The following is a 12,305-nucleotide window of genomic DNA, read 5'->3' on the forward strand; positions in this document are numbered from 1 at the left end:
AATTCTCCTTAGGTCCAGCCGAGGGATTTGAACAGCGGCAGCACTTGATCGAGGCTGGAGAGGATCGCGTCGGGGCGATAGTCCGGCAATAACTGACGACCCGTGCCGCGATCGATCCACACGCATCGAAAGCCCATGTCCCGCGCCGCCGTGTGATCGAGCATGGGGCTGGCGCAGATGTGCACCGCTTCATCCCGGGTCACGCCCAATTGCTCATGAGCGTAGTCGAACAGGCGCGGCGCCGGTTTGTAGGCACCGGCCTGTTGCGCGGTGATCACCCGGTCGATATGGCCGCCGAGTTGCGCGACGTTACCGGCGATGATGTCGTCGTCAGTGTTGGAGACGATGCACAGCTTGAAGCCCAAGGCTTTGAGCAGCGCGAGGGTGTCGACCACTTCGGCAAATGGCGGCATGTTCGGGATGGCCGCCGCCAGACGCTGACTGTCCTCGGGCTGGCTCGGCAAGCTCAATTCTTCCAGCGCCAGTTGCAGGCCAAGGGTGCTGAGTTCGCGAAAGGAACGGTGCGGCGGTGTTTGTTCGAGACGGTGCTCGTGACGGTCGTAGACTTCGATCAGCTTAGCGGCGTCGACGGCGTGCTCGCCCTTGTCGCTGAGCAGTTTCTCGACCACGGCTTTCAGTCCTTCATCCCACTGAATCAGCGTGCCGTAGCAATCGAAGGTCAGCCATTGCGGGCGCGGCGTGTTGTTCAAGGTCATCGGTCGATTCCTCCAGAGTGAGGACTTCAGCTTATGAGCGTGCGGTGATAGTGTGAAATTAAATAAATACGCGATCGTCATTCGCAAATCCACTATCAGGAACGCCGCCATGCTGGATCTGGAATTGCTGAAAACCTTTGTCTGCGTAGTCGACGAAGGCAGCTTCACCCGCGCTGCCGAACGTGTGCACCGCACCCAATCGACGGTCAGCCAGCAGGTGCGCAAACTCGAGGATCTGGTCGGCCACCCGCTACTCCTGCGCGACCGCACCGGAGTGAACGTCGCGGTCACCGAACACGGCGAACTGCTGATCCACTATGCGCGCCGGTTACTGGCGCTGTCCGCCGAAGCCACGCAAGCGCTGGCCAGTGACGTCGACCTGGAAGTGCTGCGCATCGGCATGCCGGAAGACTTCGACGCCCGGCGCATGGCACTGATCCTCGCCGGCTTCACCCGCAACCATCCGCAAGCGCGCCTGGAAACCATCAGCGGCATGAGCCTCGACCTGCGCCAACGCCTCGACGCCGGCGACATCGACATTGCCCTGATCAAACGCGAGCCCGACAGCGGCCCGGCATGGGCCACCTGGCCGGAACGACTGGTATGGGTCAAAGGCACCGAATTCGACACCTCCAGCGGTGTGCTGCCGCTGGCGCTGTTTCCCCAGGGCTGCCTGTATCGACAACGGGCGATTCGCCTGCTCGATGTGGCGCAGCGACCGTGGCGAGTGGCGTTCGGCAGCCACAGCCTGACCGGGATTCAAGCGGCGGTGGCGTCCGGGTTGGGGATTTCGGTGCTGCCGGTTTCGGCGCTATTGCCAGAACATGAGGTGTGCACGGATTTGCCGGAGTTGGCGCCGACGGAACTGGCGCTGGTCAGCCGCGAGGGAGTGTTGAGCGGGTTGCAGCGGGGGCTGGTGGAGTTTTTGCGTGGGGAATTGGGGGTGGATGCGGGGGGATTTGCGTGAGTCCCCCGGGGTTGTTTATTTGGGTTTGTTGATTTCGCGGAGCAGGTCGGCGGTGGGGATGTTCATGGTGTTTGAGTAGTAGCGTGGTTCGTATTCATATTCACATTTCCAAATCCTCAGGCCAAAAAAACAGGCGCTCACGGGAGCGCCTGTTTTCCCTGGCTCATTACGGATGGTTCACCGTACCGGCGGCACCCGAATATCCCCCGCCCGGCACTGCGTCTTCACCCCCTTGCCACACGCGCCGAACTGCAAATCCCTGTCCATGCACACCCGCACTTCCGACAGCTGCGGGCCGCTGCAAACCACTGCAATTCCATCCTCGGGAATACCCGGATTGGCCTTGCGAAACAGATCGACAATTTCCTGCGCTTCGAAGTAGTACGACGTCGAGCCGAACGGCTGTAACGCCTGCGGAATCTTCACCGCGCCGAGGGCCTGATCGGACTTGTCCAGATAGCCCTCCGCGCCGAGACCGCTGCAGGTGCCGTGCTTGGACCATTCGTGATCGAGGAGTTTTTTCGTCGGGTACATCGTCAGGCCCTTGCTGGTTTCTGCCGCCGATAGCCTGGTCAGCGGCGGGCAGGATTCTGGCCAGCCGCCTTTGGCGTATTGCGGCCACAAACCGTGCAGGACAAAACCATAACCCTTGCCGGTGCACTGCGCGTCGTCCTTGTGCGACAGACAAAAAGTCGGCGACCAGGACAGCGCCAGCAGGTAGTAGTCGAACACCCCCGCCACCGATTCCGCCTGAGCTTTGTTCGACTCCGGCTGACGCGCCGAACTCATGCCGATGCTACCGGCCGTCAGCGCGATCAGCGCTAGAATTGTAAACAGCTTTTTCATTAACCCGTTCCTTGGGACGCCTGCGTCCGTGGTTTTCGTTGTTGGCCAGACCTGGCCAGTGCTGATTTCGACACGCTTGTATTGCAAGCGCATGACGCAAGGCAAGGCCCTGCGTCGTGCAAAGGTCTACGCTGAACAGGCAGACATCCAACAAGGGAACCGACATGAGTAAAGCAGACGAACTCGCCGCCAGACTCAAGCAGACACGGCATACCCAGGCTGATGCGGCGCTGGAAATCGATTGCTGGCCTGCTCAGGTGTACGACTTGTACCACCGCATTGAGGGCTGGCTGCAGCCAGTCACCGAAGTAGGACTGAAGATTCGGCGCAATCCTACGCACGTTTGCGAAAGTTCGCCGGACGGCGAAAGCCACGACTACGCCATCGACCAGTTGGTGATCGAAGCGAACAATCACAGTCTGATTTTCGATCCGATTGCGCGGTTCACCGAGGACGGTTGCGGACGTGTCGAGATCAAGGTGCCGGGGCGCGATCAGTCGTTGCTGCGCACGGTTGACGAGCATGGCGAAAGCCATTGGTGGTTGCAGACTATCGAGACCGGCCAGGAGCTGGATGCGATCGCGCTGACGGAAAACAATCTGCTGCAGGTGGTGCAGCAAGGGTTGAGCCTGTAAGCCGCCCGGGTTAACTGACAAAACTGTAATGTTTGCCTCAGCCAACTGAAAGCCGGGGCTGGCTAGTCTCTCTGTCATGAGCCAGACGGGGATTTCCAGCGCATGCCTTCCATTCTCACAAGACGCACTTTTGTCAAAGGCCTGGCCGCCGGTAGCTTGCTCGGTGGCCTCGGGCTCTGGCGGACACCGGTCTGGGCGCTGAACGGCGCCGCGCCCGTCAACGAACTGAGCGGCAACGAATTCGAGTTGTTCATCGGCGAAACTCCGGTCAATTTCACGGATTCGGCACGCACAGCGATGACCATCAACGGCAGCCTGCCCGGCCCGCTGTTGCGCTGGCGCGAAGGCGATACCGTGACGCTGCGGGTGCGAAACCGGCTCACCGCCGACACCTCGATTCACTGGCACGGCATTCTGCTGCCGGCGAACATGGACGGCGTGCCGGGCCTGAGTTTCCACGGCATTGAACCGGGCGGCGTGTACGTTTACCAGTTCAAGGTTCGGCAACACGGCACCTACTGGTATCACAGCCATTCCGGCTTACAGGAGCAGGCCGGCGTCTACGGGCCGCTGGTCATTGAGGCCAAAGAGCCGGAACCGTTCCAGTACGATCGCGACTACGTGGTGATGCTCAGCGACTGGACCGACGAAGACCCGGCCAGCCTGATGAAGACCCTGAAAAAGCAGTCCGACTACTACAACTTTCACAAACGCACCGTGGGCGACTTTATCAACGATGTCGGTGAGAAAGGCTGGGGCGCCACGGTTGCCGATCGCACGATGTGGGCGCAAATGAACATGAATCCCACCGACATTGCCGACGTCAGTGGCGCCACGTACACCTTCTTGATCAACGGCCAGGCCCCCGATAGCAACTTCACCTGGCTGTTCCGTCCCGGCGAAAAACTGCGCCTGCGCCTGATCAACGGCTCGGCCATGACCTACTTCGATGTGCGCATTCCGGGATTGAAAATGACGGTAGTGGCTGCCGATGGCCTGCACGTCAAACCGGTCAGCGTCGATGAACTGCGCATTGCCGTGGCCGAGACCTATGACGTGATCGTTGAACCTGAAACCGAGGCCTACACCCTCTTCGCTCAGGCGATGGATCGCACCGGCTACGCCCGTGGCACTCTCGCCACACGCCCCGGCATGTCGGCAGCAGTGCCGGCGCTGGATCCGCGTCCATTGGTGAGCATGGACGACATGGGCATGGGCGGCATGGATCACGGCAGCATGGACATGAGCGCCATGGATCACTCCGCCCTGGGCCCGATGCAAGCCCATCCCGACAGTGAAAACAATAATCCGCTGGTGGACATGCAGGCCATGATCACCGCGCCAAAGCTCGACGACCCAGGCCTCGGCCTGCGCAACAACGGCCGCCGAGTGCTGACCTACGCCGACCTGCGCAGCACCTTCGAGGACCCGGACGGCCGCGATCCGGGCCGCACGATAGAGCTGCACCTGACCGGCCACATGGAGAAATTCGCCTGGTCGTTCAACGGCATCAAATTCTCCGATGCCGAGCCTCTACGGCTGAAATACGGCGAGCGCATCCGCCTGGTGCTGGTCAACGACACCATGATGACCCACCCGATCCACCTGCACGGGATGTGGAGCGATCTGGAGGACGAAAACGGTAACTTTCAGGTGCGCAAACACACCATCGACATGCCGCCCGGCAGCCGCCGCAGCTATCGCGTCACCGCCGACGCCCTCGGCCGCTGGGCCTATCACTGTCATCTGCTTTATCACATGGAAACGGGCATGTTCCGCGAAGTGCGGGTGGAAGAATGAAGAGGCCGATCATGACTCGACTCAGCGTGTTTTCGCTGCTGCTCGCCGGCACCTCTGCCATGGCTGCCGACGCCATGCACGGCATGGACCACAGCCAGATGCCCGGGATGGATCATTCGGCAATGCAAAGCATGGACGACGGCATGATGCAGCCCGCCGCGCCCAGCGAAAGCCGCACGCCGATTGCGCCCGTGACCGACGCCGACCGCGCTGCGGTGTTTATCAGCCCCGGCGGTCATCAGGTGCATGACAGCGTAATAAACAGCTACTTTCTTGCCGACAAACTCGAATGGCAGAACGCCGATGACGGCAGCGCTTTGGCCTGGGACCTGTCCGGCTGGATCGGCGGGGATACCGATCGGCTGTGGCTGCGCTCTGAAGGCGAGCGCAACAACGGCAAGACTGAAGACGCGGAAATTCAAGCGCTATGGGGCCACGCGATTTCACCATGGTGGGACGTGGTCAGCGGCGTGCGTCAGGACTTCAAACCCGGCGCACCGCAAACCTGGGCCGCGTTCGGCGTGCAAGGCATGGCGCTGTACAACTTCGAGGCCGAAGCCACGGCTTTCATTGGCGAGGGCGGCCAGAGTGCGGTACGCCTGGAGGGCGACTACGACATCCTGCTGACCAACCGACTGATCCTGCAGCCGACCGCAGAACTCAACATCTACGGCAAAAACGATCCGCAGCGAGGCATCGGCTCAGGGTTGTCCAATACCGAGGTAGGCCTGCGGTTGCGCTATGAAATCCGCCGCGAATTCGCGCCTTATATCGGCGTGACGTGGAATCGCACTTACGGCAACACCGCCGACTACGCCCGCGAAGAAGACGAGGATCGCAGTGAGGCGCGCCTGGTCCTCGGGGTCAGGCTGTGGTTCTGAATTCTTCTACAAAAACAAACCGGAGACCTTGCATGCGCACATTGACCCTGCCCCTGATATTCGCCAGCGGATTACTCCTGAGCACCCTCGCCCAGGCCCACCCGAAACTGCTTTCGTCAACGCCGGCCGAAGGCGCGGAAGGCGCCGCGCCGGGCAGGATCGAGCTGCATTTTTCCGAGAACCTGGTCACGCAGTTCTCCGGGGCCAAACTGGTAATGACCGAAATGGGTGGCATGGCTCACTCGCCGATGCCGATGAAAGCCAAAGTCAGCGCCAGCAGCGATCCGAAAACCATGCTGATCACCCCGCTCGCCCCGCTGCCTGCCGGCACCTATCAGGTGCAGTGGCGCGCGGTGTCCGCCGACACGCACCCGATCACCGGTAACGTCACGTTCAAAGTGAAGTGAACAATGGCGGACCTGCTCAACATCATCCTGCGGTTCGCCTTGTATGTGGATTTGCTGCTGTTGTTCGGGCTGGCGTTGTTTCGCTTGTACAGCTTCAACGCGCTGCTGCGGTTCCGTCCGTTGTTGCGCGGCATGGCAGTGACAGGGGCATTGCTGTCAGTGGCCGGACTGGTGCTGATGACCCGCGCCATGAGTGGCGAAACACAGCTCGCGGCATTGTGGCCACACCTGCAGATGATGCTGCTGGACACGGACGTCGGCCTGGCGTGGGTGCTGCGGATGACAGCGTTGGCCATCGTGGTGATCCGACCGGGTCTTTGGCCAGCGTCGTTGGCAGGCGCCATTGCCCTCGCTTCGCTGGCGTGGAGCGGGCATGGCGCGATGGACGAAGGATGGCTGCGGTTCTGGCACTTTCTCAGCGACATCTTGCACCTGCTTGCGGCGGGAGCGTGGTTGGGTGCCTTACTGGCGCTGGTGTTGATGGCGAGCGGGCGGATCGGTGACACACGCCTTCGCCTGCTCGCCGGTGCAGTGAAACGCTTCGAATGGGTGGGCGCGGTGATCGTGCTGACGGTGTCGGTCACCGGCGTGATGAATTATCTTTTCATCGTCGGCCCAAGGCTCGACGGAGTGCTGTTCGGGACCTACGGGCAGCTGCTGGCGATCAAGGTGCTGGCGTTTGCCGTGATGCTGGTGCTCGCTGCGTTGAACCGCTTTCATCTTGGACCGTCACTGCAACAATCGCTGCGCGACGGCCAGCACCTCATCGCCGCGAAAGCGCTGCGACGCAGTGTGGTGATGGAGCTGGCCCTTGCCCTGTTGATCGTGGCGCTGGTGGCGTGGCTGGGCACATTGAGTCCGGACCCGGGATGACACCCGTGGAAAGCTTTCACTACACTGGGCCACCTTCCCTTTCAGAAGCCCGATCTCAATGACAACACTAAAAAGCACGATGATCCTCGGCGGCCTGCTGACCCTGGCGACTGGCGCTCACGCCGACCCCGCCACGTCCCACCTCGACAGCATCCAGCAACAAGGCCAGTTGCGTGTCTGCACCACCGGCGACTACAAGCCCTACACCTTCAAGCGCAGCGATGGCGACTTCGAAGGCATCGACATCAGCATGGCCCGCTCCCTGGCCGACAGCCTCGGCGTCAAGGTGCAATGGGTGCAGACCACCTGGAAAACCCTGATGCCCGACATGCAGGCCGGCAAATGCGACATCGGCATGGGCGGCATCTCGGTCACACTGGAACGGCAGAAAAAAGCCTACTTCAGCAACACCCTCGACACCGACGGCAAGATCCCGCTGGTGCGCTGCGCCGACCAGTCCAAATACCAGACCATCGACCAGATCAACCAGCCCAACGTGCGCCTGGTGGAACCTGCCGGCGGCACCAACGAAGCCTTCGTCCACGCCTTCCTGCCCAAGGCGCAACTGGCCTTGCACGACAACGTGACGATCTTCCAGCAACTGCTCGACAACAAAGCCGACGTGATGATCACCGACGCCTCGGAAGCGCTGTATCAGCAGAAACTCAAACCGGGGTTGTGCGCTGTGAATCCGCATAAGTACATGCAGTACGGGGAGAAGGCTTACTTGCTGCCGCGCGATGACATGAGTTGGAAACTGTATGTCGATCAGTGGCTGCACTTGAGCAAGGTCACTGGCAAGTATCAGCAGACGTTGGGTGAGTGGATTGCGGTGCCGGGGCAATAACGGTTAATCGTCGTGCAGCGGTGACGGCGACTGTTCAGCTAACCATATAGCCTCGCGGTGACGGATAAGCGCTCCGTCACCGCGAGGTTCGCTTCAAGCCTTCACTTCAACTTTGTCCAACGCCTGATTCACTGCGATCTCTCCAAGCATCACTACCTGGGCGATGCCCAATAACTTCTTGCGCTGCGAGTTTTCCAGCAACGCGGCGAAGTCGTTGAGCATGGTGCTGGCCGAACCCAGTGATTCGCTGGCGTTGGCCAACAGGGACTCACTGTCGTAAGCCGGGTTGGCGAGGAACATGCGTTCGGGCTGGTTGGTGGAGGCTTTGATGTGACTGGCGGGCGGCAGGTAATAGTCCAGCGCACGCTCGGCGGCGTCGTGGAGTTTTTTTGAGTCTGGGGATTTGTAGGGGGATGCGGGATTGGTGTCCGGCGGGTGGGGTGTAACTTTAAACATGGATGAAACCTCTAGCGCGATTACAAAAGAAGCCTTCACCCTCGCTACCAAACGAAGGGTGGCGGCCACACGCGGGTTGGTAGACCGGTCGCACTAGAACCCGGCGCCCACGAATGGACCCCACGCATGACCACCATGATATCGAGCGCTGAGAAGCGGCCTGAATCAGGTGACGCAATGCATCTAGACACGAAGCGGGCTACCAAACCCGATCACTGATTTCAGTGACCCAGGGAAGATAAAACCCGCAGGCTAGACGCACAAGCCGGCGGATTCTGTCTTAGCCGTAGGGGGAGGCGCAAGACAAGGTAGGCTTCGGATGACTTTCACCAGTCAGATTTAAACAAGCGCCTGCGCAACCGTTTAAAAATCCCGAGCCAAAGTTCAAATCGAGTCTGATACAGTTCCACTTGGCAAAATCGTAGACAGGAAGTCAAACATGGCAAAGCCAGCGGCTCGTATTACCGATCCCACCAAATGCCCTATCCCTGGACACGGTCCGAAAGCTATCGCGTCCGGATCTCCCGATGTTTTCTTCGACGGTCTTGCAGCCGCGACCAAAGGCGATACTTGCACCTGCGGCAGCGCTTTGGCGTCAGCAGTGTCCTCGACTGTGTTTATCAACGGCAAGAATGCTGCCTTGGTAGGTACGGTAGGCACCCATGGAGACATCGTCATCGGCGGCTCGGGCACTGTGATTATCGGTGACTCGCATAGTCCGGCACCGTTTACTGCACCGCTTCCCCTATTACTGCAGACAACGTATGGGCACACCTTCAGCATTGTTGACAGCGAAACAGGCCAGCCCTTGGCGGGAAGGAATTTCAGCGCAATCGTTAATGGTCAGAAGATTACCGGTGTCACTGATAGTGCAGGAGCAGCGACCGTTAAGACCCAAGTAAAAGATGCTCCTATTTCAATTACCATCGACTTCACCTCACCAGCTCGGACGCTCAGCGAACTCACGGATTGAACACTATGGCCGAACAATTTACTACTGAAGCAAAAGCAGCGGAAATCAAACCAGGCGCGCCAATTGTCCCCACGATTATCACGGTCAACGATAGAGCTGCAACAAGGGAAGCGATTATCAGGCTTCTCCACAAAAACAAATGCGAATTTGTGGAAAGATCCTCTTGGGGAGCACATAAAGCAAAAGGCGAAATGGTCGATGATTGGGACTACTCAATGATCGCCCTTCACCATGCCGGCCGGAGTATGGGTTGCGGTGCTGGGGCAGGACAAATGCGGGCAATCCAAAGTGAGCATCAAGCCAAGTTTGATGACATCGGCTATCACTATGGTATCGACTGCACGGGTAAAGTCTTTGAAGGACGTGACATACGATTCAAAGGCTCAAGCGTACATAACTACAACACTGGTGTAATTGGGATCGTTTTGCTGGAGAACCTGACGACTGCCGACGAAGGTGGAGACATGGTGGCTCTTGCCCGTCAGGCTCTTGAAACCTTCAATGGCAATATGGATCAGAAAATTCCTGCCATTCAGATTGACACTCTTCTGAAGTTGATTCAGGCCCTGACCAGTGTTTTCAGGGTAACGACGTTAGGAGGACATCGTGAATTCCCCATGCAGGCCGGCGAAGGGAAGATTTGTCCCGGCAATATTGGCATGGAGCTGGTAAAAAACCTTCGAATCAAAACCAAACTCTTGCGACCGCCTTCGTCATGAAATCGCTTCTTATCATCTCCACAATTATCTGTGTCGTTGTCCTATACGTCGGCTTCTATGAAAAGATGGAAGACGCTTATCCGGAAAAAGTGTTCTTCATCAAGAAAAGTCCGACATTTCAATTGAAATTCGAGAATATTTTCGCTTATGAATCAGATGACAAAACCATAGGTGAGTTAAGCGAGAAGGAGCGGCAGCTGGTTATTCAGTACTGCAAATATCGGCTTGGCGTGACTACTCGCTTGAGTAGCCAAAAAGAGCTTGAAAGATGCAAGCACAGATAAGTCTTAACATCCCAGACAGTACGGAAAACGCTGACCATGGAGAAATCGGTGTCACGTCGAACAGAATATAATGCAGAACTTTAGCATACCCATACTAATCCCCATTCATCGATATTTGAGCGCGTAGGTGGTTAGCTGTGACAAAACCTCCCGCTTGCAAAACAATTACAACCAAGACATTCAACGCACAAGCGCCACGAATTGACAAAACACTCCATATCCAGCGTTTTTCAAAATTCGGCTCTTGTAAAGTTATCAAGTCGTAGACAGCACCTGCGGCATACGCCACCACTAGGAGCACTACCACTAGCATCACATTAACGATAACTTCTCTCTTTAGATCAGTCAGCGTTTTAATTACGCCTAAATATGCTTCAGCGTTTTTCACCCTTAATGCTTTTGGAACATCTTTCATCACCCCTTCAACAAAATTGAAAAAAGCAAGTGACAGGGCCCCGAATAACGCTCCCAATACAAACAAAAGCGGATTGTAATTGCTGAAGAGTAAACTGACTGCGCCATCCGTCCCCCATAACGAAAGATAGCTTAGCGCGAACGACGTTAAGGACAAAAACAACAGGCGAATCATATTAGCGCCTCAACAACTCACTGATAGCGGAATAAACGTCAGCCACTATTCGAGCGTCATTCGCGTAACGCCCCGGTGCAGGTTGACCTGTTTCCAGCTCCAATTGCCCTTCCTGCATTACCACGTCATCCGAAGGGACACTCAGATCAATTTTCACGATGGCAGATGAGCTTTTATGAATCTGCCTGCCATTTTGTCCGCCCTCCGTGGTCACACTCCATTTGCCTTCACCTTCTTCAATATAATCGATGTAGTCCTCAACCGGCGAAGCTGGTACCTTTAAATCTCCGTATTCATTGCTTAGGGAGATCTTGACCTCGTCCTGCCCAAAGAGCTGTTTCACTGCCTTGAGAGCATCGCGAGCTCTGATATTTGTTTCAAGAATGTTGGGAGAGATAAGCTCCAACTCGATCTCAAATATCTTTTTATGGGTTTTTATTACGTCCCAGAACTTGCCCTTAACCGTCTTGGGCTCGATGAAAATTGAATAATTAAACTCATTTAATATTGGATCTTTAAGCCCAGCCTGGATGGCATTTGCAATTTGTTCGTCCGACCCGAACCGCCAATCATGTTGAACAAAAATATACTGATCTGCAACATCCACCACTGTGATCACCGGAACCCAATCGTCAGCATCATGAGCAACTATATCACCGGGGACTTTATCCCCTACTTTTGTCAGCTTATGTTTTGCTGTTTTCCCAACCAAAAAGCGGCCTTTAGGAAACTCATCAGCTACGGGTTCAACATATGAGAATCCCACAAAGCTGTAGCGAACCTTATTTTTTACGAATTCACGACCATCGTCCTGAAGTGCTGCCACCACCACTCCACCCTTAGGTTTAGGTAAAGGCGTAGGGACAAGAGCTCCCTGCTTATTTTCGACGAGCGAATATCGCAAAACTAAAAAAGGCTTGATTCCTTTCACAAACATATCCTTCAGCGAGGTGTAAAAACGTAGCACTGATGGGCAACCTACCTTTTTTCGACAATGATCTCAATATGCAATCACTTGTCGACACCCGGCAGGATGATCCTGCTCGCATCTTGGTTACGTACAAGATCTCTGCTAGTACTCGCCAAGGTAGCCCCCGATCATCTTCCCGTCCGCCGCGCGACCTTCTTGTGCTTTCTCCATCGCAAAAAAATTACCCAGTTTCAATTCCAACGTACGCCCCTGTTTCCGGACGAAGGTCTGGCTCTCTTGGTAGACTTGCACCCCATCACGCTTGAGGCGGATCTGAGCGGTGTAGCTCACAGACCCATCCGCCAGTTTTCTTGCCCTGATCGCTGCCATATCGGAAGTGGT

15 protein-coding genes and 1 pseudogene are annotated in these 12,305 nt (G+C 57.0%); 10 read left to right on the forward strand and 6 right to left on the reverse strand.

The window, feature by feature from the left end:
- Positions 1-8: 8 nt before the first annotated feature.
- Positions 9-716, reverse strand: coding sequence for a haloacid dehalogenase type II (locus D8U61_RS09865; protein WP_130926843.1), 708 nt, complete (start codon positions 714-716; stop codon positions 9-11).
- 109 nt (positions 717-825) lie between these two features.
- On the opposite strand from D8U61_RS09865, the gene D8U61_RS09870 reads away from it, so the two are divergent.
- On the forward strand, positions 826-1,683 hold the full coding sequence (locus tag D8U61_RS09870; RefSeq protein ID WP_130926844.1) for a LysR substrate-binding domain-containing protein: 858 nt from the start codon (positions 826-828) through the stop codon (positions 1,681-1,683).
- Between the two features lie 177 nt (positions 1,684-1,860).
- On the opposite strand, the gene D8U61_RS09875 is transcribed toward D8U61_RS09870, so the two are convergent.
- A complete protein-coding gene (locus D8U61_RS09875) occupies positions 1,861-2,529 on the reverse strand; it encodes a ribonuclease T2 (RefSeq protein WP_130926845.1) in 669 nt (222 codons plus the stop codon).
- A gap of 164 nt (positions 2,530-2,693) precedes the next feature.
- On the opposite strand from D8U61_RS09875, the gene D8U61_RS09880 reads away from it, so the two are divergent.
- From D8U61_RS09880 to D8U61_RS09905, 6 genes are all read left to right on the forward strand, one after another.
- Positions 2,694-3,164: a hypothetical protein gene (locus tag D8U61_RS09880; RefSeq protein WP_122752110.1), complete on the forward strand. Its 471-nt coding sequence runs from the start codon at positions 2,694-2,696 to the stop codon at positions 3,162-3,164.
- A gap of 102 nt (positions 3,165-3,266) precedes the next feature.
- On the forward strand, positions 3,267-4,964 hold the full coding sequence (locus D8U61_RS09885; protein WP_130926846.1) for a copper resistance system multicopper oxidase: 1,698 nt from the start codon (positions 3,267-3,269) through the stop codon (positions 4,962-4,964).
- 11 nt (positions 4,965-4,975) lie between these two features.
- Positions 4,976-5,845: a copper resistance protein B gene (locus tag D8U61_RS09890; protein WP_130926847.1), complete on the forward strand. Its 870-nt coding sequence runs from the start codon at positions 4,976-4,978 to the stop codon at positions 5,843-5,845.
- 32 nt (positions 5,846-5,877) lie between these two features.
- A complete protein-coding gene (copC, locus tag D8U61_RS09895) occupies positions 5,878-6,252 on the forward strand; it encodes a copper homeostasis periplasmic binding protein CopC (RefSeq protein ID WP_056791417.1) in 375 nt (124 codons plus the stop codon).
- Positions 6,253-6,255: 3 nt separating this feature from the next.
- Entirely contained in the window at positions 6,256-7,125 is an 870-nt protein-coding gene (gene copD, locus D8U61_RS09900) for a copper homeostasis membrane protein CopD (protein WP_130926848.1), read from the forward strand.
- A 58-nt stretch (positions 7,126-7,183) separates the two neighbouring features.
- Positions 7,184-7,972, forward strand: coding sequence for a transporter substrate-binding domain-containing protein (locus D8U61_RS09905; protein ID WP_130926849.1), 789 nt, complete (start codon positions 7,184-7,186; stop codon positions 7,970-7,972).
- 93 nt (positions 7,973-8,065) lie between these two features.
- On the opposite strand, the gene D8U61_RS09910 is transcribed toward D8U61_RS09905, so the two are convergent.
- A complete protein-coding gene (locus D8U61_RS09910; RefSeq protein WP_130926850.1) occupies positions 8,066-8,428 on the reverse strand; it encodes a DUF6124 family protein in 363 nt (120 codons plus the stop codon).
- A gap of 439 nt (positions 8,429-8,867) precedes the next feature.
- Here D8U61_RS09910 and D8U61_RS09915 point away from each other — a divergent pair, with 439 nt between their 5' ends.
- From D8U61_RS09915 to D8U61_RS09925, 3 genes are read left to right on the forward strand one after another with little or no spacing between them, the layout of a single operon-like run.
- Positions 8,868-9,401: a PAAR domain-containing protein gene (locus D8U61_RS09915; protein ID WP_130926851.1), complete on the forward strand. Its 534-nt coding sequence runs from the start codon at positions 8,868-8,870 to the stop codon at positions 9,399-9,401.
- Between the two features lie 5 nt (positions 9,402-9,406).
- Positions 9,407-10,120 carry a peptidoglycan recognition family protein gene (locus D8U61_RS09920; protein ID WP_130926852.1) on the forward strand — a complete coding sequence of 238 codons (714 nt, stop codon included), beginning with the start codon at positions 9,407-9,409 and terminating at the stop codon, positions 10,118-10,120.
- Complete coding sequence (locus tag D8U61_RS09925; protein WP_130926853.1) at positions 10,117-10,404, forward strand: hypothetical protein; 288 nt, start codon at positions 10,117-10,119, stop codon at positions 10,402-10,404. Before D8U61_RS09920 ends, D8U61_RS09925 begins: the two co-directional genes overlap by 4 nt.
- A gap of 94 nt (positions 10,405-10,498) precedes the next feature.
- Here the strand turns inward: D8U61_RS09925 and D8U61_RS09930 are convergent, their stop codons facing one another.
- The 3 genes and pseudogenes from D8U61_RS09930 to D8U61_RS09940 all read right to left on the reverse strand — a co-directional run.
- Positions 10,499-10,993: a hypothetical protein gene (locus D8U61_RS09930; protein WP_130926854.1), complete on the reverse strand. Its 495-nt coding sequence runs from the start codon at positions 10,991-10,993 to the stop codon at positions 10,499-10,501.
- Between the two features lies 1 nt (position 10,994).
- Positions 10,995-11,924, reverse strand: coding sequence for a hypothetical protein (locus D8U61_RS09935; protein ID WP_130926855.1), 930 nt, complete (start codon positions 11,922-11,924; stop codon positions 10,995-10,997).
- Positions 11,925-12,173: 249 nt separating this feature from the next.
- A pseudogene (locus D8U61_RS09940) lies at positions 12,174-12,293 on the reverse strand (site-specific integrase); the annotation flags it as partial.
- Positions 12,294-12,305: the final 12 nt, after the last annotated feature.

Origin of the sequence: Pseudomonas sp. Sample_14 (assembly GCF_004307515.1) — a bacterium.
GTDB lineage: Bacteria > Pseudomonadota > Gammaproteobacteria > Pseudomonadales > Pseudomonadaceae > Aquipseudomonas > Aquipseudomonas atacamensis.

Excerpts from the sequence above, each read along its gene's own strand:
- D8U61_RS09865 (WP_130926843.1), bottom strand. The coding sequence starts at position 716 with ATGACCTTGAACAACACGCCGCGCCCGCAATGGCTGACCTTCGATTGC.
- D8U61_RS09870 (WP_130926844.1), top strand. The coding sequence starts at position 826 with ATGCTGGATCTGGAATTGCTGAAAACCTTTGTCTGCGTAGTCGACGAA.
- D8U61_RS09875 (WP_130926845.1), bottom strand. The coding sequence starts at position 2,529 with ATGAAAAAGCTGTTTACAATTCTAGCGCTGATCGCGCTGACGGCCGGT.
- D8U61_RS09880 (WP_122752110.1), top strand. The coding sequence starts at position 2,694 with ATGAGTAAAGCAGACGAACTCGCCGCCAGACTCAAGCAGACACGGCAT.
- D8U61_RS09885 (WP_130926846.1), top strand. The coding sequence starts at position 3,267 with ATGCCTTCCATTCTCACAAGACGCACTTTTGTCAAAGGCCTGGCCGCC.
- D8U61_RS09890 (WP_130926847.1), top strand. The coding sequence starts at position 4,976 with ATGACTCGACTCAGCGTGTTTTCGCTGCTGCTCGCCGGCACCTCTGCC.
- copC (WP_056791417.1), top strand. The coding sequence starts at position 5,878 with ATGCGCACATTGACCCTGCCCCTGATATTCGCCAGCGGATTACTCCTG.
- copD (WP_130926848.1), top strand. The coding sequence starts at position 6,256 with ATGGCGGACCTGCTCAACATCATCCTGCGGTTCGCCTTGTATGTGGAT.
- D8U61_RS09905 (WP_130926849.1), top strand. The coding sequence starts at position 7,184 with ATGACAACACTAAAAAGCACGATGATCCTCGGCGGCCTGCTGACCCTG.
- D8U61_RS09910 (WP_130926850.1), bottom strand. The coding sequence starts at position 8,428 with ATGTTTAAAGTTACACCCCACCCGCCGGACACCAATCCCGCATCCCCC.
- D8U61_RS09915 (WP_130926851.1), top strand. The coding sequence starts at position 8,868 with ATGGCAAAGCCAGCGGCTCGTATTACCGATCCCACCAAATGCCCTATC.
- D8U61_RS09920 (WP_130926852.1), top strand. The coding sequence starts at position 9,407 with ATGGCCGAACAATTTACTACTGAAGCAAAAGCAGCGGAAATCAAACCA.
- D8U61_RS09925 (WP_130926853.1), top strand. The coding sequence starts at position 10,117 with ATGAAATCGCTTCTTATCATCTCCACAATTATCTGTGTCGTTGTCCTA.
- D8U61_RS09930 (WP_130926854.1), bottom strand. The coding sequence starts at position 10,993 with ATGATTCGCCTGTTGTTTTTGTCCTTAACGTCGTTCGCGCTAAGCTAT.